The 16867-nt window shown below is 42.8% G+C and carries 17 protein-coding genes; 12 read left to right on the forward strand and 5 right to left on the reverse strand.

Annotation, left to right across the window (positions count from 1 at the left end; all coding sequences use genetic code 11):
* Window positions 1–26: 26 nt before the first annotated feature.
* The 5 genes from BWI44_RS12210 to BWI44_RS12230 all read left to right on the forward strand — a co-directional run bounded on the left by BWI44_RS12210 (window position 27) and on the right by BWI44_RS12230 (window position 5284).
* Window positions 27–569, forward strand: coding sequence for a flavodoxin family protein (locus tag BWI44_RS12210; RefSeq protein WP_195209282.1), 543 nt, complete (start codon window positions 27–29; stop codon window positions 567–569).
* A 26-nt stretch (window positions 570–595) separates the two neighbouring features.
* Entirely contained in the window at window positions 596–1771 is a 1176-nt protein-coding gene (locus tag BWI44_RS12215; RefSeq protein WP_007665057.1) for an iron-containing alcohol dehydrogenase, read from the forward strand.
* A gap of 241 nt (window positions 1772–2012) precedes the next feature.
* On the forward strand, window positions 2013–2876 hold the full coding sequence (locus BWI44_RS12220) for a DUF3737 family protein (RefSeq protein WP_195209283.1): 864 nt from the start codon (window positions 2013–2015) through the stop codon (window positions 2874–2876).
* A 6-nt stretch (window positions 2877–2882) separates the two neighbouring features.
* On the forward strand, window positions 2883–4040 hold the full coding sequence (locus BWI44_RS12225; protein ID WP_195209284.1) for a MalY/PatB family protein: 1158 nt from the start codon (window positions 2883–2885) through the stop codon (window positions 4038–4040).
* A gap of 95 nt (window positions 4041–4135) precedes the next feature.
* Window positions 4136–5284, forward strand: a complete 1149-nt coding sequence (locus BWI44_RS12230) for an aldo/keto reductase (protein WP_007665061.1) — start codon at window positions 4136–4138, stop codon at window positions 5282–5284.
* Here the strand turns inward: BWI44_RS12230 and BWI44_RS12235 are convergent.
* The gene (locus BWI44_RS12235) at window positions 5281–6474 is read right to left on the reverse strand and encodes a sugar MFS transporter (protein WP_044532524.1); all 1194 of its coding nucleotides are present in this window, start codon (window positions 6472–6474) and stop codon (window positions 5281–5283) included. The genes BWI44_RS12230 and BWI44_RS12235 overlap by 4 nt on opposite strands.
* 115 nt (window positions 6475–6589) lie before the next feature.
* Between BWI44_RS12235 and BWI44_RS12240 the strand changes: the two genes are divergently transcribed.
* From BWI44_RS12240 to BWI44_RS12260, 5 genes are all read left to right on the forward strand, one after another.
* Complete coding sequence (locus tag BWI44_RS12240; protein ID WP_138292606.1) at window positions 6590–7450, forward strand: HPP family protein; 861 nt, start codon at window positions 6590–6592, stop codon at window positions 7448–7450.
* Window positions 7451–7462: 12 nt separating this feature from the next.
* Window positions 7463–8002, forward strand: coding sequence for a GNAT family N-acetyltransferase (locus tag BWI44_RS12245; RefSeq protein ID WP_195209285.1), 540 nt, complete (start codon window positions 7463–7465; stop codon window positions 8000–8002).
* Window positions 8003–8358: 356 nt separating this feature from the next.
* The gene (gene rbp, locus BWI44_RS12250) at window positions 8359–8643 is read left to right on the forward strand and encodes an RNA-binding regulator (RefSeq protein ID WP_007209893.1); all 285 of its coding nucleotides are present in this window, start codon (window positions 8359–8361) and stop codon (window positions 8641–8643) included.
* Window positions 8644–8793: 150 nt separating this feature from the next.
* The gene (locus tag BWI44_RS12255; protein WP_118308134.1) at window positions 8794–9885 is read left to right on the forward strand and encodes an NAD(P)H-dependent flavin oxidoreductase; all 1092 of its coding nucleotides are present in this window, start codon (window positions 8794–8796) and stop codon (window positions 9883–9885) included.
* 12 nt (window positions 9886–9897) lie between these two features.
* Window positions 9898–10098 (forward strand): hypothetical protein, encoded by a 201-nt coding sequence (locus BWI44_RS12260; RefSeq protein ID WP_195209286.1) that lies wholly within the window; start codon window positions 9898–9900, stop codon window positions 10096–10098.
* 255 nt (window positions 10099–10353) lie between these two features.
* On the opposite strand, the gene BWI44_RS12265 is transcribed toward BWI44_RS12260, so the two are convergent.
* From BWI44_RS12265 to BWI44_RS12280, 4 genes are all read right to left on the reverse strand, one after another.
* Complete coding sequence (locus BWI44_RS12265) at window positions 10354–11232, reverse strand: VIT1/CCC1 transporter family protein (RefSeq protein ID WP_044532267.1); 879 nt, start codon at window positions 11230–11232, stop codon at window positions 10354–10356.
* Between the two features lie 88 nt (window positions 11233–11320).
* Window positions 11321–12259, reverse strand: a complete 939-nt coding sequence (locus tag BWI44_RS12270) for a DUF1848 domain-containing protein (RefSeq protein ID WP_195209287.1) — start codon at window positions 12257–12259, stop codon at window positions 11321–11323.
* A gap of 12 nt (window positions 12260–12271) precedes the next feature.
* Window positions 12272–12790: a hypothetical protein gene (locus BWI44_RS12275; RefSeq protein ID WP_007209901.1), complete on the reverse strand. Its 519-nt coding sequence runs from the start codon at window positions 12788–12790 to the stop codon at window positions 12272–12274.
* A gap of 98 nt (window positions 12791–12888) precedes the next feature.
* Entirely contained in the window at window positions 12889–14073 is a 1185-nt protein-coding gene (locus tag BWI44_RS12280) for an iron-containing alcohol dehydrogenase (protein WP_007665068.1), read from the reverse strand.
* A gap of 127 nt (window positions 14074–14200) precedes the next feature.
* Between BWI44_RS12280 and BWI44_RS12285 the strand changes: the two genes are divergently transcribed.
* Together BWI44_RS12285 and hydE are read left to right on the forward strand one after the other, a co-directional pair.
* Window positions 14201–15661 (forward strand): monomeric [FeFe] hydrogenase, encoded by a 1461-nt coding sequence (locus tag BWI44_RS12285; RefSeq protein WP_007665069.1) that lies wholly within the window; start codon window positions 14201–14203, stop codon window positions 15659–15661.
* Window positions 15662–15834: 173 nt separating this feature from the next.
* A complete protein-coding gene (hydE, locus tag BWI44_RS12290; protein ID WP_195209289.1) occupies window positions 15835–16866 on the forward strand; it encodes a [FeFe] hydrogenase H-cluster radical SAM maturase HydE in 1032 nt (343 codons plus the stop codon).
* Window position 16867 lies beyond the last annotated feature (1 nt).

Below are 16867 nucleotides of genomic sequence, written 5' to 3' on the forward strand. Positions count from 1 at the left end.
TTTTAACTTTATAATATAAAATGATTATGACTAAGAAAGTATTGATTTTATCATCCAGCCCTCGTCGTGGCGGAAACTCCGACACCCTTTGCGACGAATTTATGCGAGGAGCAATTGAAAGTGGTAACGAAGCAGAAAAGGTTTTCCTGCGTGACAAGACAATCCATTATTGCACAGGGTGCAGCACATGTAGCCTGCACGGAAAACCTTGCCCGCAGAAAGACGATGCGGCAGAGATTATAGAGAAGATGGTGGCAACCGATGTAATAGTTATGGCTACACCCGTTTATTTCTACACGATGAGTGCACAGATGAAAACGTTGATAGACCGTTGCTGTGGCCTCTATACGAAGATGAAGAATAAGGAATTTTATTTCATTGTCACCGCTGCCGAAGATGATCGGAAACTGATGGAACGTACCGTGGACACTTTCCAGGGATTTCTGAATTGCCTGGAAAATCCAACCATCAAAGGAGTTGTGTATGGAACCGGAGTTTGGCATGTGGGTGAAATAAAAGATAAACCAGCCCTACGGGAAGCTTATGAAATGGGAAAAGAAATAGAATAATTTATAGGATTTAAAAAAGAAGAATAATGAGTCATTTTAGAATTTACATTCCTACCCGCACCTTGTTTGGTGCCGGTATGGTGAAGGAACTTCACAATCAGCAATTACCCGGAAAGAAAGCAATGATTGTTATTTCAAACGGTCGCTCTACCAAGGATAACGGATATCTGAATACAGTAGAAGCCGAACTCCAGCAAGCAGGTGTTGAAACTGCCGTATTTGACCGGGTAGAAGCCAATCCGTTAAAATCGACCGTAATGGCAGGAGCCGCTTTTGCCAAGGAAAACAATTGCGACTTTTTAGTTGCCTTGGGTGGTGGAAGCGTAATGGACGCCTCCAAAGCAATGGCATTCATGGCCACGAATCCCGGTGATGTATGGGATTACATCAGTGATGGAACCGGAAAAGGACAAACGATGGTAAACAAGCCCCTACCCCTGGTTTGCGTTACCACCACTGCTGGAACAGGTTCCGAAGCAGATCAATGGGGCGTTATCACCAATGATGAAACCAATGAGAAAATAGGCTTTGGCGGTTATGATGAACTCTTCCCGGTACTGTCTATTGTCGATCCGGAGTTGATGAAATCTGTTCCGCCTAAGTTCACGGCCTATCAGGGATTTGATGCGTTGTTCCACTCTACAGAATGTTATATCTCTAAAACTGCCAGTCTGATGAGCGATATGTACGCATTGACCGCTATTGAAAATGTAGCTAAATATCTACCACGTGCAGTTGCTAACGGAGCTGATATGGAGGCTCGTGAAAGAGTCGCATTCGCCAATAATCTGTCCGGTGCGGTAATGACCTTTTGCAGCACTACTGCCGAACACTCTTTAGAACACGCAATGAGCGCTTATCATCAGGAGCTGCCACATGGTGCCGGATTGATTATGATCTCCAAAGCATTCTATGAATTCTTTATAGAGAAGCATGCCTGTGATGAACGATTCATCAAAATGGCACAAGCAATGGGTATGCCGGATGCTGATAAACCGGAAGACTTTATCACCATGCTGGTAAAACTACAGGAAGCTTGTGGAGTGGCAAACCTGAAGATGAGTGATTATGGATTTACGCCCGATGAATTTGATACCCTTGCCACCAATGCCAAGGAAACAATGGGCAAATTATTCCTTGCCAACCCTTACGAATTGAAGCATGAGGATTGCGTGGAGATTTACCGCAAATCGTTTCATTAATTCATAAAGCCAGTTATTGTACGAGGCTGCATCCGGGTTAATTTCATGTTCTGAACGATAATGAGAAACATGAAATTATCTTCCGATGTAGCCTCTTTTGTACCCGATAAACAGAATCTGTAATCCGGGTTATTATGTCCGTAATCTGTCTACAAGGAGTATCCCATTTCCGCCGTATTTTTGCAATATAGAAAAAAGGTAATCAATCATTTAATAAACAACAAACAAAAAAACTTGAATAATGGAACTAATTAAAGACACTCATTACGAAGGTGAACGCCCTTTGTTCGCCACTCACAATCTTCATCTGGAAAACGTAACGATCCATACCGGCGAATCTGCCCTGAAAGAATGTAGTAATATCGAAGCTGTAAATTGCCGCTTTGAGGGAAAATATCCTTTCTGGCATAACGATGGTTTCGTTGTGAAAAACTGCCTGTTTACGGAAGGAGCACGTGCCGCCCTCTGGTATTCCAATAATCTGCAAATGACAGACACTTTGGTAGAAGCACCAAAGATGTTCCGTGAAATGGATGGTATCCGGCTGGAAAACGTACAATTGCCCTATGCACTGGAAACCCTCTGGTTTTGCCGGAATGCAGAGTTGAAGAATGTAAAAGTAGACAAAGGTGATTACCTGTTTGTACACGGCGAAAATATCAGGATTGATGACTTTGAGATGAATGGTAACTACTCTTTCCAATACTGCAAAAACGTAGAAATCCGTAATGCGGTAATCAATTCAAAAGATGCTTTCTGGAATACGGAAAACGTGACGGTTTACGACTCTGTATTGAATGGGGAATATTTAGGCTGGCATTCCAGAAATCTGCGTCTGGTGAACTGCAAGATTTCAGGTACACAGCCACTTTGCTATGCCCACGATCTGATTATGGAAAACTGCACGATGACAGAAGATGCAGACCTCGCTTTTGAATATAGTAGTGTGCAGGCCACTATCCATAGTCCGGTTCACAGTGTAAAAAATCCACATACAGGAAGTATCACTGCCGAAAGTTTCGGAGCTATAATCCTGGATGAGAATATAAAAGCACCGGGCAACTGTGAATTGAAATTATGGGACGACCAAACCTGTTTTGACTGATTAGGTATGAAATACAATTTTGATGAAATCATTCCACGTCGGGGTACGAACTCTTATAAATGGGATTCTGCCAATGATGCCGACATATTGCCAATGTGGGTAGCCGATATGGATTTCCGTACAGCCCCAGCCGTGACAGAAGCGCTGAAAAAGCGAGTAGAACATGGTATCTTCGGTTATGTCCGCGTGCCTGACAGCTATTATCATGCGGTAATCCACTGGTTCGGCAGACGTCATTATTGGAAAATAGAGAGAGAATGGATAATCTATACAACTGGAGTAGTACCGGCTTTATCAGCAGTAATAAAATCCCTGACGAATCCTAGTGATAGAGTTCTGGTGCAAACTCCGGTGTATAATTGCTTCTTTTCTTCCATCCGTAATAATGGTTGCGAGATGATTTCCAATCCATTGATCTATGAGGATAGCACCTATCGGATTGATTTTGACGATCTGGAGAAGAAAGCGGCAGACCCAAAAGTAAAATTACTGTTATTGTGTAATCCGCATAATCCGGCCGGAAGAGTCTGGAGCAAACAGGAATTAATACGTATTGGTGAGATTTGCCTCCGGAATGATGTATGGGTGGTATCAGATGAAATACATTGTGAGCTGGTCTTTCCGGGATATACTTATACACCTTTTGCATCTCTTTCAGAAGAGTTCCGGATGCACTCCGTCACTTGCACATCACCCAGCAAAGCTTTTAACCTGGCCGGACTTCAGATTGCAAACATCATTTCCGCTGATGCAGACATACGCAGAAAAATAGATAAAGCCATTAATATCAATGAGGTTTGTGATGTGAACCCATTCGGTGTGGAGGCATTGATAGCCGCCTATAATGAAGGGGAAGAATGGCTGGAAGAACTAAAAAGTTATCTGTTTGCCAATTATCAGTATCTGAGAAACTATTTCAATGAACATCTACCGGATTTCCCCGTACTTAAATTAGAAGGTACTTATCTGGTATGGGTAGACTGTTCAGTGTTGAATAAGTCATCGGAAGAAATCGTGACGGCTCTACTGGAAAAAGAAAAGGTCTGGGTCAATGAGAGCTGTATGTACGGAGAAGACGGAGACAATTTTATCCGTATCAATATTGCCTGTCCGCAGCAACAGTTGGCTAAAGGTTTGAAGAAGCTGAAACATGCCTTCGGATAACTTTCTTAATCAGTGCAAATTTATTCGGATTAAAACGGGAACGTTTTCTTCAATATTAGTAACTTCGCAAAAACATACTAAGAATTTGAAATATCATGGAATACAGAATATTAGGAAATACAGGACTATCCGTTAGTGTCATCGCACTGGGTTGTGAAGGTTTTATGGGAAAAACGGAAGAACAGGTACATTCGGAAATGGACTTCGCCATCAGTAAAGGAATCAACTTTATCGATATGTATACCTCAAATCCCGATCTGCGCAGTAATATCGGCAAGGCATTGACCGGACGCCGGCAACTGTTTATCATTCAGGGGCATTTATGTACTACTTGGGAAAATGATCAGTATCTGCGCACCCGTGATGTAGAAAAAACAATTGCTTCTTTTGAAGACCAGTTGACACGTCTTCATACGGATTACCTTGATATTGGTATGATTCACTATGTAGATAGCGAAGAAGATTTCCATGAAGTATTCAATGGTCCTATCATTCGGCTGGCCCTGCGTCTGAAAGAAGAAGGTAAAATTCGCCATATCGGACTAAGCAGCCACAACCCTACTGTGGCAAGGTTGGCTGTAGAAAGTGGATTGATTGAAGTACTGATGTTCTCCATCAATCCCTGTTACGATTTGCAACCGCCCAGCGAAAATGTAGATGATTTATGGGCTGACGAAAGTTATGCCCATTCCCTTGAAAATATAGATCCGGAACGTGAAAAGCTTTATGAACTCTGTGAGCAGAAAGGTATAGGTCTGGATGTAATGAAAGTCTATGGCGGCGGAGACTTACTGAGTGAAACGAACTCTCCCTTTGGCAAAGCTATGACACCGGTGCAGTGTATTGAGTATGCGCTAACCCGTCCGGCTGTTGCTTCCGTAATGGTCGGTTGCAAAAGTTGCGATGAGATGCAAGCTGCCATCAACTGGTGCAATGCTACTAAAGAAGAAAAAGATTACACCTCGGTTATGGCAGGTATGGAAAAGTTTAGCTGGCAGGGGCATTGCATGTATTGCGGACATTGCGCTCCTTGCTCGGTAGGAATTGATATAGCGAGTGTAAACAAGTACTATAACCTAACCATTGCCCAGAATGAAATACCCGAGACAGTACATGAACACTACAAGACGCTCTCGCATCATGCCTCGGAATGCATTCAGTGCGGACAATGTGAAACGAACTGTCCCTTTGGAGTAGGCATCATCGAACAGATGGAAAAGGCTGCGGAAAAGTTCGGATATTAGCAAAACGAACGTTGCTTTACTTTCCAAGCATAAAGCAACACCACGATAAACGAAAGCAACGGAATGATGAACGAGAAAGACATATTGGTCTGATCAGCCACATACCCCATCATGAGCGGTCCTACCGCTCCCCCGATGGGGGACATCATCAGATAAGAAGATGCACGCTTCGTATAGTTACCCAATCCCCTCAATGAGAGAGCGAAAATCGTGGGGAACATAATAGCTTCGAACGCATATCCCAAGAACAGGGCTATCAATGACAAAATGCCCAGATTAAGAACTACCAAAGACGTACTGACCACCGTTCCTATTGCACAAACGAACAGCACTTTTTCTGCCCGGATATACCGCATAATCCAGCTACCGGCAAAACGTCCGCACATAAACAGTCCCAAGCCACCGAACGAAAGTACTACAGATGCATCGCGGGCATTCATCCAGCCGTCATCCACCACATAATTGATAAAGAAACTGTTGATTGAGATTTCAGCTATCTCGTAACAAAACAGACTGATAATGCCAAAAATAAACAGCTTGTGCGACCAAAGCCCGCGTGCACCGTTTTCTCCGACTTCTTCTTCATCAGCTTCATGAACAATCTCCGGCAGGCGTATCTTATAGAATACCAGAGCAACTCCCAATACAATGATCCCCATCAGTGTGTAAGGCAATGATATATTGCTTTCGCCCCCTTCCGAGAATAATAACAATCCCCCGATAAGCGGACCGCAAATACATCCCAATCCATTGAACGACTGCGCCAGATTCAGGCGGCTGGCAGCCGTTTCCCGGTCGCCTAATTCCGTCATGTAAGGATTAGCCGCTGTTTCCAGAAAAACCAAGCCACAGGCTATGACAAACAGGGAGAACAGAAAAAAATTGAAAGACATCCAATATTCCCCGGGAATGAAAAGCAGGGAGCCTATGCCATAAAGCAACAGACCGAAAACCACTCCTTTCCGGTAACCGTATTTATTGATAAACAGTCCAGCAGGAATAGCCATCACGAAATAACCCAGGTAAAACATAACCTGTACCCATGCCGAATGGGCACGTGTAATAACCAGCACATCTTGAAAGTGTTTGTTCAGCACATCTAATATCGCATGTGCAAATCCCCATAAGAAGAATAGGGAAGTTACCAGAATAAAAGGAATCTTATACTCCTTCTTTACCAAATTTTGCATACAGAACTCTTTTATAAAGAAAGCCACTCAAGGCTTTCAGCGCGCAAAGATAGCCAAGAAATTTCATAATACGGCAGTTTCCCTTAACTTTGTGCCCCAAATTCAAAATTATATAATGGAACACAGAAAACTGACAAGATATCTGATATCGCTGATAATGATCCTGATAATGGTAGGTTTAGCCGAATGGACCGATGAAAAGGAGATTCTGTTTCCGGAAATGACAGCACTGATCATCGGCCTGTTAATTATCGATAAGCGGGTATGGAATGTAAAACGTTGGCAAATCATCCTACTTATGACTCTTGGAGCAGCAGTCGGTATCTGCATTGTTCGTTATTCACCCCTGCCCTATGTGGTCAATCTATGCGCCGCATTTGCTTTTGCAGGTGCTTCCCTTTTAATCAGTCGCGCTACACTAATTCCTTTGATATCAGCTTGCGTATTGCCCGTTTTGCTTCATACGGAAAGTATCGTTTATCCGATAGCAGTCTTTTCAATGTCAGTGTCAGTAGTGCTTGTACAAATCATCCTACCCCCACTCATGGTGACCTTTGTAGAAATGGTAAACTCCAAAGCAGGATTCAAAAATCGCCCTACACAAGTATTTCTCTTTCTGACTACCGTAGCCACTCTGGGTACTGTACTTCAAATTGTCGGTCACCACCATCTTCATCTACCGGAAAGTATCGTTACTTTAACCATTGCAGCTATCCTGTTCCTCATCTTCGAGTGGACAGGGAAATACTTTGCCCCTTCCGGAGCATTGGCATTCATTCCTATGCTATTACCCCAAGAGGGGCTGGCTTGGTTACCTTTGGAGGCTTCTATCGGAGTCGCCCTATTCATAACCATCGCCATGGTTGTCTTTCAAAAATGCTATAAATGGAATCGGGCACAACTCATCTTCTGTGCTACCCCAACCCTATTACGTGAATATATGAACCGTAAAAAACGAGAAAAACAAATCGAATAAATTAAGAACAAGATGAATACATACATGGAAACCCCACGCCTGATCCTACGTGATTGGAAAGAAGAAGACATCCCCGTCTTTGCCGGATTAAATAGCAACGATCAGGTCATGAAATTCTTTCTCAAACAGCTATCTTATCAGGAAACATTCGACTTCTATAATCGCATCCGGAAGGAATTCGCATCCAGAGGATACGGGTTGTATGCAGTAGAAAAGAAAGAAGACCATGCGTTTATAGGTTATGTAGGGTTGCATGATATTACGTTCGACGTAGATTTTGCCCCGGCCGTAGAGATAGGTTGGCGCCTGATTCCCGAAGTATGGAATCAGGGATATGCTACCGAAGCGGCTTCAGCCTGTCTGGAATATGCAAAAAAGACATTGGGACTGAAAGAATTATATTCTTTCACCTCACTCCCAAACAAACGTTCGGAACGCGTGATGCAAAAAATAGGTATGATAAAAAGCAAAGAGTTTGATCATCCATTGGTCAGTCCCGACCATCCTTTATGCAGACATGTACTGTATAAGATCTCCTTGATAAATAGATAGTCAATATACCGTCCACGAGTACCTGTAAGGCACATTAAAAAGGGCTACACCCTTTACCCCAAAAGGTGTAGCCATCCGGGGGAAAGGGTGTAGCCCTGAAAAAGAAAGGATTTTCACCTTTAAAGAAAAGTGCAATATACCATAGCCTTTCTAAATGCTAATAAAAAACAATTATTACTTTTTTATTAACAAATTACGAATTAAAAGTTGCCATTCCCAACTATTGTATTACCTTTGTCGCGGTTTGAGTTACGAATCGTTATCGTATAGTTCTCCTTTTTATATTTTATTAAGCAGACCTCTCCTTTAATTATCCCCCTCACTCTTACTTAATATTTATTTAATTAAAATTTCAAATGAACATTTACATTTCAGGTTTAAGCTATGGCATAAATGATGCTGACTTGAACGAATTATTCTCAGCGTATGGAGAGACCTCTTCAGCTAAAGTTATTATGGACAGAGAATCGGGAAGATCCAGAGGATTTGGTTTCGTCGAAATGACAAGCGATACAGATGGACAAAAGGCAATTAATGAACTTAACGGAGCAGAATACGATCAGAAAACTATTTCAGTAAGCGTTGCACGTCCTCGTGAAGAAAGACCTCGTAACAACGGTTATAATTCCAGACGTTATTAATGTCTACCCTACAACAAGAACAGGAGATTAGATCTTCTGTTCTTGCTTTCTTCAACTAAAACAGCAATACAAAGAAAAGAACATCGCTAAACGAATAGAATACCCGGAAGTATATTTATCCGCTTACAGTCTTATTACAATATCAGTTTTATGAAGCCATTTTTTATTGGAAATATAGAGATAAAAACACCTATCATACAAGGTGGAATGGGAGTCGGAATTTCATTGTCCGGCCTGGCATCAGCCGTAGCCAACGAAGGCGGCATTGGTGTTATTTCATGTGCAGGTTTAGGCCTGCTATACCCTAAAGGCAAAGGCGACTATACCGAAAAGTGCATTTGCGGACTCAAAGAGGAAATCAGAAAAGCCCGCAAAAAAACAAAAGGAATCATCGGAGTGAATATCATGGTGGCCCTTTCCAATTATGCAGAGATGGTACGCACTGCCATAAGCGAAAAAATCGACGTAGTCTTTGCCGGTGCAGGACTTCCGCTCGACCTCCCCCTATACCTGACACCGGAAAGCAAAACGAAGTTGGTGCCCATTGTATCTTCTTCAAGAGCGGCCAAGATTATATGTGACAAATGGCAGAAGAACTTTGATTATTTACCCGATGCCATAGTAGTAGAAGGCCCTAAAGCCGGAGGACATTTGGGCTTTAAGAAAGAACAGATACAAGATGAGAAATACGCTTTGGAATCCTTGATACCCGAAGTTGTAGCAATTGCAATGAACTATAAGGAAAGAAAAGATATTCCTGTAATTGCCGCAGGTGGAATCTCTACAGGCGAAGATATTGCACGATTCATGCAATTGGGAGCTTCAGCCGTACAAATGGGAAGCATTTTTGTGACAACCCAAGAGTGCGATGCTTCACAAACCTTCAAAGAGGTTTATATCCACTCTAAGCCCGAAGACGTTCTCATTATCGAAAGTCCCGTAGGAATGCCCGGACGAGCCATTGATGGGGAATTTATCCGTAATGTAGAGAAAGGACAGGAAAAGCCCAAATGTTGCTCATTCCATTGCATCAAGACGTGTGACTATCAGAAGAGTCCTTACTGCATCATCAAAGCACTGTATAATGCGGCCAAAGGAAATATGAAAAGAGGATATGCATTTGCAGGTAGTAATGCTTTTCTCTCTGAAAAAATACGCAGCGTAAAAGAAGTGATAACTACATTGAACAATGAGTTTCTTTTAGCAACCTGCCAATTAGCCCCAGCGAAAATGAAAACTTAAAAACAATTCAATATGATGAAAAAGAGTATTGTCCGACCAGAGACCAGTCAGTTAGCAGAAAACGCTCTTAAAGAGCATAAGAAAAAAGTTGGAGAAGTTATTCTTGTAGCAATTACTCCACGAACAACAATTGAACTTCCGGCCAATCTATCTCAAACTGAAATAGCCGAACGTGTAGAACTCTATAAAAAACTGCATAGTTCCAAAATATAATTCAGTTGATTTTTCATCGATTGACAAAATATAAAAGCCCTGAAGTGCGAAACTTCAGAGCTTTTTAAATCATTCTCCTATTAACAGTTTACTTATTGCAGCATTATTCATAGCCCATTCATAGGTGTAAGCCTCATAGGCTTCAAGAGTATCCATCATCCGGTATCACTGGTACGTTTCATGAAAAGTAAATTTCGTTCGGGTAGTCAGTTGTACACTGAGGATATCTAAAGGGAGTGTAGTATCCGGATATCCCTATCCCCCTACTCCCGTCACTGTCTTCAGCAAATAACCTATCAGAAAACTGATTCCGGCCACGGAGAAGCTCAACACTGCCATCTCTGTGAAACGTCGTTTAAAGCTTTCATTACGGGCAATGGCATAATAATAGTTGAAAAAAGCAATAATCAGCAACGCCATCACCAGCATGATGCATAAAGCCAGAACAGGACTTGACAATAAGATAAACGGACCTACCAAAGCCACTACGGTTATGATATAAGCTATCCCCGTATAAATAGCTGCCTTAACCGGACGCTTATTATGAGTCTTTTCTGATTTAGTGGAAAGGTATTCGGAAGAAGCCATAGAAAGTGCCGCTGCAATCCCTGTAATGCTGCCGGTCAGCGCAATCAGTTTCGTATCATTCAGCGCCAGCGTGAAACCTGCCAATGCTCCGGTAAACTCCACCAAGGCATCATTCAGCCCTAGGACCACCGAACCCATATATTGCAAGCGCTCCTCATCTATCATTTCAATAAGCTTTTCTTCATGGTGCTGCTCATCCCGCGCCATCTCGGCAAAGTGTTCCATACTCGGGTATTGGGAATATACCCCACTCGTTTCTTTCTCTCCCAGTTCCAGACGACGAACGGCAAACGTAACACCCAGTAGACGCACTAACCATACATAAAAGCAGATTTCAAAACGATTAGGACTGACATCCTGATGAGTATAGCCTCGCAGTGTGGCGTAATGCCTACGTTCATCCTCTGCAATACGTTGCAATATCTCCCGGTTATGGGGATTCTTTTCCTTTGCCGCTAACTTCTGGTATATAATACTCGATGTTATTTCCTCTTTCTGAAAGCCAATCATCCTTTTTATCAATTCTTGTTCAGTCTCTTTCTCCATGCTCTTTATTTTAAGGATACACTAAATTATAAGTTATTTATCAGGTACAACAATCCAAGCAATAATTGTTTCCGGTCAGAATGATTTTTTAATAAAATATAGAAAGCTGATCGGTACGCAGACTCTTCATTTCCCGTTCTTTAATCACCACATCCTTATCTACTTCTCCGATTAGCATCGGAGAATCCTTATCGTGTTTACTCCGGTTAAATTTTGCCGTATTATAATTATCTTTAATAGCATAGCAATAAATGCAGCCATTAAGGCAACTTTCATAAGTGCCGATGTCAATACTTTCCACACAACGGCAAATGTCCCGCTGATTCTTGTCTTTACGGGCAGTAATAGGATATCCGATAATTCGTTCAATCAACCTATTGTCAACGCACACTCCACCCGAAATACCCAAATGAGATAAGTCGACCTTTGTTGTACAAGTATCTAACTCCATAGAACATTCATCCGCAACCTTCTTAAATGAAATGACCATTGAATCGATATCTTCCTTTATCAACGGCTTGATATGAAACTCACGGAGAGAGGCACGCACATGCGGATAATGATCAATAAAACCCAGCATACACTTTTCAGTATAATCATGCAAAGCAAATGCCATTTCAGCAAATTTGTCTTGATGAAAAGCAACTGTGTATTGTTCATTCGTAAGAATAGGATCATATCGCCACACCACTTTCTCCCTTCCTATCTTATCAGAAAGGCGTTTGAATGTATCTATACGCTTTTGAAGTGGTGGCAGTTTACTTTCAAGTTCCGTTCCGTACGGATTCAGTGTAAACTGGAAATAGTATTTATAGTCCTGCAATCTGTCCAGTTTATCAATCATCGGTGCAGGATTCTTCGTCCAAAAGACAACGCAATCAATAACAGCAGGGTCCAGGTTGACCCTGCTGATCATATTAGGATTATACGGATTAGGTACCAGAACATACCTTTCTTTTATCCGGTTGAGAAACCACTCCGAATAAAAAGCAGGTATATCCGTCCTGCGACTGGCACTGATGATCATCTTCCTACCTCGCTATTCGTCGGAAGATGGAACCACGTAATCTTCTTTAATGAATTCGTCATATACCCTCTTGGGGTGGTCAAAATGAGCCACACCTGTACGATCTTCATTAAAGTTCTCGCGTCGGAATTTTTTCAGTTTCAAATTGTCTTCAGCATACTCTCTGAGTTTCCTCTTTTCACTTCCGTACAAAGAGCTATCCAACACCTCGGACTCCAACAAACCTTCCCTGGGAGTGATGGTAGGCAATAGATTTTGTTCCAGCAGTCCGCGATAAGCACCATTGTACTCACACCAAACATTATCGCCCAAAACAAACAAGCGATACGTGTAGTTTGACCATGCCGTCTTGATGGTAATCTCGCGGGCATAGATTTCTACTGTTGCCTCCGAATTGTAATTCGGATCACGAATGACAACCAACTTTCTGCCTGAAATATCCTCTTTTACTAAAGTTGTCCATCTCTCACAATTCAGGATCTCTTCGATAATTTCAGGTAGTTTTTCTCTAATCTCAAAATGTATTCTCATATTCTTTGCCTGTGGGTCAGGACTTTTTTACTACCCCCCAATTTGATATATGCCCCTAAAGATAACGAGAATTTGCCAGAAAAACAATAAAAAATCCGTTATCTATTCGCCATGTGATAGATATTTTCCATATCATCGCGATGTAAAACCTTCAATTTTCCGGTTGTTGTACTACCACCGGAACTGCATTTATCTGCCATGAGTTTGATTTCTTCGTCAGTGGCCTGCCGTCCTATCAGCTCGCAAATACTAACCGGCATTCCAATTGCGCGATAGAAATCTTCCATGGCTTCAATACCTGCCAAAGCAGTATGTCCGGGTGATTTAAAATCATTTGTTACACCCATCACATTCACGGCAAACTGAGCGAAACGGGTTACATTTTCTTTGTAAACATACCGTGCCCAGCTTCCCCAAAGAGCTGCCAGACCTGCACCATGTGCTACATCGAATAGTGCACTCAGTTCATGTTCAAGCTGGTGTGTTGCCCAGTCACCGGTTGTTCCACATCCCGTCAAATCATTGTGTGCCAAGCTACCTGCCCACATAATTTGGGCACGATGTACATAATTCTCCGGTTCTTTCAGTACTTCAAAAACGCTATCTTTTACCGTACGGAGAATACTTTCAGCAATGGCATCAGTCACCGTCATATCGTCATCATGAGAGAAATAACGTTCCATGGTATGCATCATAATGTCCGTTACACCGCAAGCTGTCTGATAGTTGGGCAATGTATAAGTCCGTTCCGGATTCATCACAGCAAATTTGCAACGGCACAGATTATTGGAATAACCTTTTTTCAAATCACCGTCCTCATTGGTTATCACGGTACTGTTACTCATTTCACTCCCCGCAGCAGGAATTGTCAGTACGGTAGCAACCGGCAGACAAGCTTCCGCATGGGCTCGTCCCATATAAAAATCCCAGACTTCACCCTCATAAGGTACACCGAAAGCAATCGCCTTCGCAGAATCAATCACACTACCGCCACCTACGGCAAGAATGAAATCAACCTTTTCTTTCCGACACAGTTCAATACCCTCGTGTACTTTCGACAAACGTGGATTAGGAACCACCCCGCCCAGTTTTACGTAAGCAATGCCTTCCGCCTCCAATGCCCGGCATATTTTATCCAGCAAACCGGAACGCTCCGCACTCTGTCCGCCATAATGTACTAGGACTTTAGTGCCGCTATATTGCTTCACCAATTTCCCTGTTTTATCTTCCGATAATGCTCCAAACACAACCTGTGTGGGTGCATAGTAAATAAAGTCTTTCATCGTCAATTTCGTTTTTTTATTCTGATACAAAGATAAGCATATTGAGGGTAGAAAGGTTCATAGAAACTATAACTTTTCATTATCTTTGCACCGTAATTACCGACTAACTAATCCGATAATAAATATTATGGCATTTACCAACAACATTATGATTGTCCGCCACAGATTGCTGACAGAGCTGGTAAAACTGTGGAGGGATAACGAACTTGTAGAGAAAATAGACCGTCTTCCCATTGAATTGAGTCCGAGAAGGTCAAAACATGCAGGACGCTGCTGCGTACATAAAGAACGCGCCGTGTGGAAATACAAATCACTGCCGTTGCTGGGACTGGATATGGAAGATGAAAAAGATGAATTAACCCCATTATCAGAGTATGCAGTACATGCACTGGACCGTGCAGAAAACGGAACGCCGAAAGATAACATCATGTGTGTGATTGACGAAGCATGTTCCGCCTGCGTACAAATCAATTACGAAATCACCAACCTTTGCCGCGGATGTACCGCCCGTAGCTGCCAGACCAACTGTCCGAAGAAAGCTGTCCATGTAAAGGAAAGCGGACAGGCATGGATAGACCATGATGAATGCATCAGTTGTGGTATTTGCCACAAGAGCTGTCCCTATCATGCTATCGTCTATATCCCAGTACCTTGCGAAGAGGCTTGTCCGGTGAAAGCTATCAGCAAGGATAAGAAAGGTATCGAACACATCGACGAAAGCAAATGTATTTATTGCGGAAAGTGTCTCAACGCTTGTCCGTTCGGAGCAATTTTCGAAGTGTCACAGGTATTCGATATCCTGCACAAGATACGCAAAGGAGAAAAAATAGTGGCCATTGTGGCACCGTCTATCCTGGGACAATTCAAGACTACTATTGAGCAGGTATATGGCGCACTCAAAGCTGTAGGATTCACTGATGTCATCGAAGTGGCTCAGGGAGCTATGGATACGGTCAGCAACGAAGCACATGAATTGATAGAGAAGTTGGAAGAAGGACAGAAGTTTATGACTACTTCCTGCTGTCCTTCCTACATAGAACTCGTAAATAAACATATTCCGGGCATGAAGCCCTATGTTTCAAGTACAGGTTCACCCATGTATTATGCCGCACGAATTGCTAAGGAGAAATATCCGGATGCCAAAGTCGTTTTCATCGGCCCGTGTGTAGCCAAACGTAAAGAGGCCCAGCGTGATGAAGCTGTAGATTTTGTTATGACTTTCGAAGAAGTGGCGTCTGTATTGGACGGACTGGATATTCAGTTAGAGCAATCGCAACCTTATACCATGTCGTTCGCATCCGTGCGCGAGGCACATGGATTTGCCCAGGCTGGTGGCGTAATGGGAGCAGTAAAAGCCTATCTGAAAGAAGAAGCTGACAAAATCAATGCCATCCAAGTAGCTAATCTGGATAAGAAAACCATCGGTTCATTGCGGGCGTATGCCAAATCAGGCAAAGCACCGGGGCAATTTATAGAAGTGATGGCATGTGAAGGTGGCTGTATCACCGGACCTTGTACGCACAATGAGATTGCCGCAGGTAAACGTCAGTTTGTACAAGAATTAGCTAAACAGGAAAAGACGTATTAAAATTGATGAATAGGTACGTGGACAACGCGGACTAAACGGACGAACACGGATTTAAAAGGCTACGCTTATTGATAACTAAATCCGCGTTATCGTGCGTCATCTGCGGACGAAAAATAAAAATCCGCGCTCGTCCGTTTAGTCCGTGTCGTCCGGGTATCCATTAATAAAACAACATGAAGAATCTGATTGACCGATTGCATAGTGAACGAAGTCTAAGTGCTGAAGAATATAAAGCACTACTCCTTTGCCAAGACGCTGATACTTTAAAGTATCTGCAGGAGCAGGCACGGGAGGTGTCACTTGAGCAGTTTGGCAATCGGGTATTTATTCGTGGGCTGATCGAGATTACCAACCATTGCCGTAACAATTGCTATTATTGCGGTATACGGAAAGGAAATCAATCTGTTCTCCGTTATGAGTTGACACGGGAAGATATTCTGGAATGTTGTCGTGAAGGGTATACCCTCGGTTTCCGGACTTTCGTCTTGCAAGGTGGTGAAACATCCTCCGTAAAAGATGATTTTATCCTTGAAACTGTTACTGCTATACATCGTGAGTTTCCGGATTGCGCCATCACACTATCATTAGGCGAAAAGTCCCATGAGACTTACGAGCATTTCTTCCGGGCGGGTGCCAATCGATATTTGCTTCGCCACGAAACGCATAATGAAGAGCATTACCATCATCTGCACCCCGATAAGATGTCTATCAGACAACGCCTGCAATGTTTGGCATGGCTGAAAGAAATAGGATATCAGACAGGAACAGGTATTATGGTAGGGAGTCCGGGACAAAACACCGATCATCTGGTGGAAGATCTCCTTTTTATAGAGCGATTTCATCCTGAAATGATAGGAATCGGTCCTTTTATTCCTCACCACGATACCTCGTTTGCAGCATGCCCGCCGGGAAGCATGGAGATGACCCTGAAACTTCTTTCCATCTTCCGGTTAATGCATCCGAAGGTATTATTACCCTCTACCACAGCATTAGCAACGCTTGCACCGGATGGACGGGAACGCGGAATACTGGCAGGAGCCAACGTAGTAATGCCGAACCTTTCTCCCCCGGAACAACGGAACAAATACTCACTTTATGATAACAAAGCCTCTTTGGGAGCCGAAGCCGCAGAAGGCTTACAACAATTAGAAGAGAAACTGACGGTTATCGGATACCGGATATCGAAAGAAAGAGGAGACTACTAAT

This window comes from Bacteroides sp. Phil13 (assembly GCF_001940965.1).
Taxonomy (GTDB): Bacteria; Bacteroidota; Bacteroidia; order Bacteroidales; family Bacteroidaceae; genus Bacteroides; species Bacteroides intestinalis.

Bases quoted from the DNA above. Each gene is read 5' to 3' on its own strand.
- BWI44_RS12285 (WP_007665069.1), top strand. From the start codon at position 14,201: ATGGCATTTACCAACAACATTATGATTGTCCGCCACAGATTGCTGACA.
- BWI44_RS12210 (WP_195209282.1), top strand. From the start codon at position 27: ATGACTAAGAAAGTATTGATTTTATCATCCAGCCCTCGTCGTGGCGGA.
- BWI44_RS12240 (WP_138292606.1), top strand. From the start codon at position 6,590: ATGGAACACAGAAAACTGACAAGATATCTGATATCGCTGATAATGATC.
- hydE (WP_195209289.1), top strand. From the start codon at position 15,835: ATGAAGAATCTGATTGACCGATTGCATAGTGAACGAAGTCTAAGTGCT.
- BWI44_RS12275 (WP_007209901.1), bottom strand. From the start codon at position 12,790: ATGAGAATACATTTTGAGATTAGAGAAAAACTACCTGAAATTATCGAA.
- BWI44_RS12230 (WP_007665061.1), top strand. From the start codon at position 4,136: ATGGAATACAGAATATTAGGAAATACAGGACTATCCGTTAGTGTCATC.
- BWI44_RS12235 (WP_044532524.1), bottom strand. From the start codon at position 6,474: ATGCAAAATTTGGTAAAGAAGGAGTATAAGATTCCTTTTATTCTGGTA.
- BWI44_RS12215 (WP_007665057.1), top strand. From the start codon at position 596: ATGAGTCATTTTAGAATTTACATTCCTACCCGCACCTTGTTTGGTGCC.
- BWI44_RS12220 (WP_195209283.1), top strand. From the start codon at position 2,013: ATGGAACTAATTAAAGACACTCATTACGAAGGTGAACGCCCTTTGTTC.
- BWI44_RS12260 (WP_195209286.1), top strand. From the start codon at position 9,898: ATGATGAAAAAGAGTATTGTCCGACCAGAGACCAGTCAGTTAGCAGAA.
- BWI44_RS12225 (WP_195209284.1), top strand. From the start codon at position 2,883: ATGAAATACAATTTTGATGAAATCATTCCACGTCGGGGTACGAACTCT.
- BWI44_RS12270 (WP_195209287.1), bottom strand. From the start codon at position 12,259: ATGATCATCAGTGCCAGTCGCAGGACGGATATACCTGCTTTTTATTCG.
- BWI44_RS12265 (WP_044532267.1), bottom strand. From the start codon at position 11,232: ATGGAGAAAGAGACTGAACAAGAATTGATAAAAAGGATGATTGGCTTT.
- BWI44_RS12255 (WP_118308134.1), top strand. From the start codon at position 8,794: ATGAAGCCATTTTTTATTGGAAATATAGAGATAAAAACACCTATCATA.
- BWI44_RS12280 (WP_007665068.1), bottom strand. From the start codon at position 14,073: ATGAAAGACTTTATTTACTATGCACCCACACAGGTTGTGTTTGGAGCA.
- rbp (WP_007209893.1), top strand. From the start codon at position 8,359: ATGAACATTTACATTTCAGGTTTAAGCTATGGCATAAATGATGCTGAC.
- BWI44_RS12245 (WP_195209285.1), top strand. From the start codon at position 7,463: ATGAATACATACATGGAAACCCCACGCCTGATCCTACGTGATTGGAAA.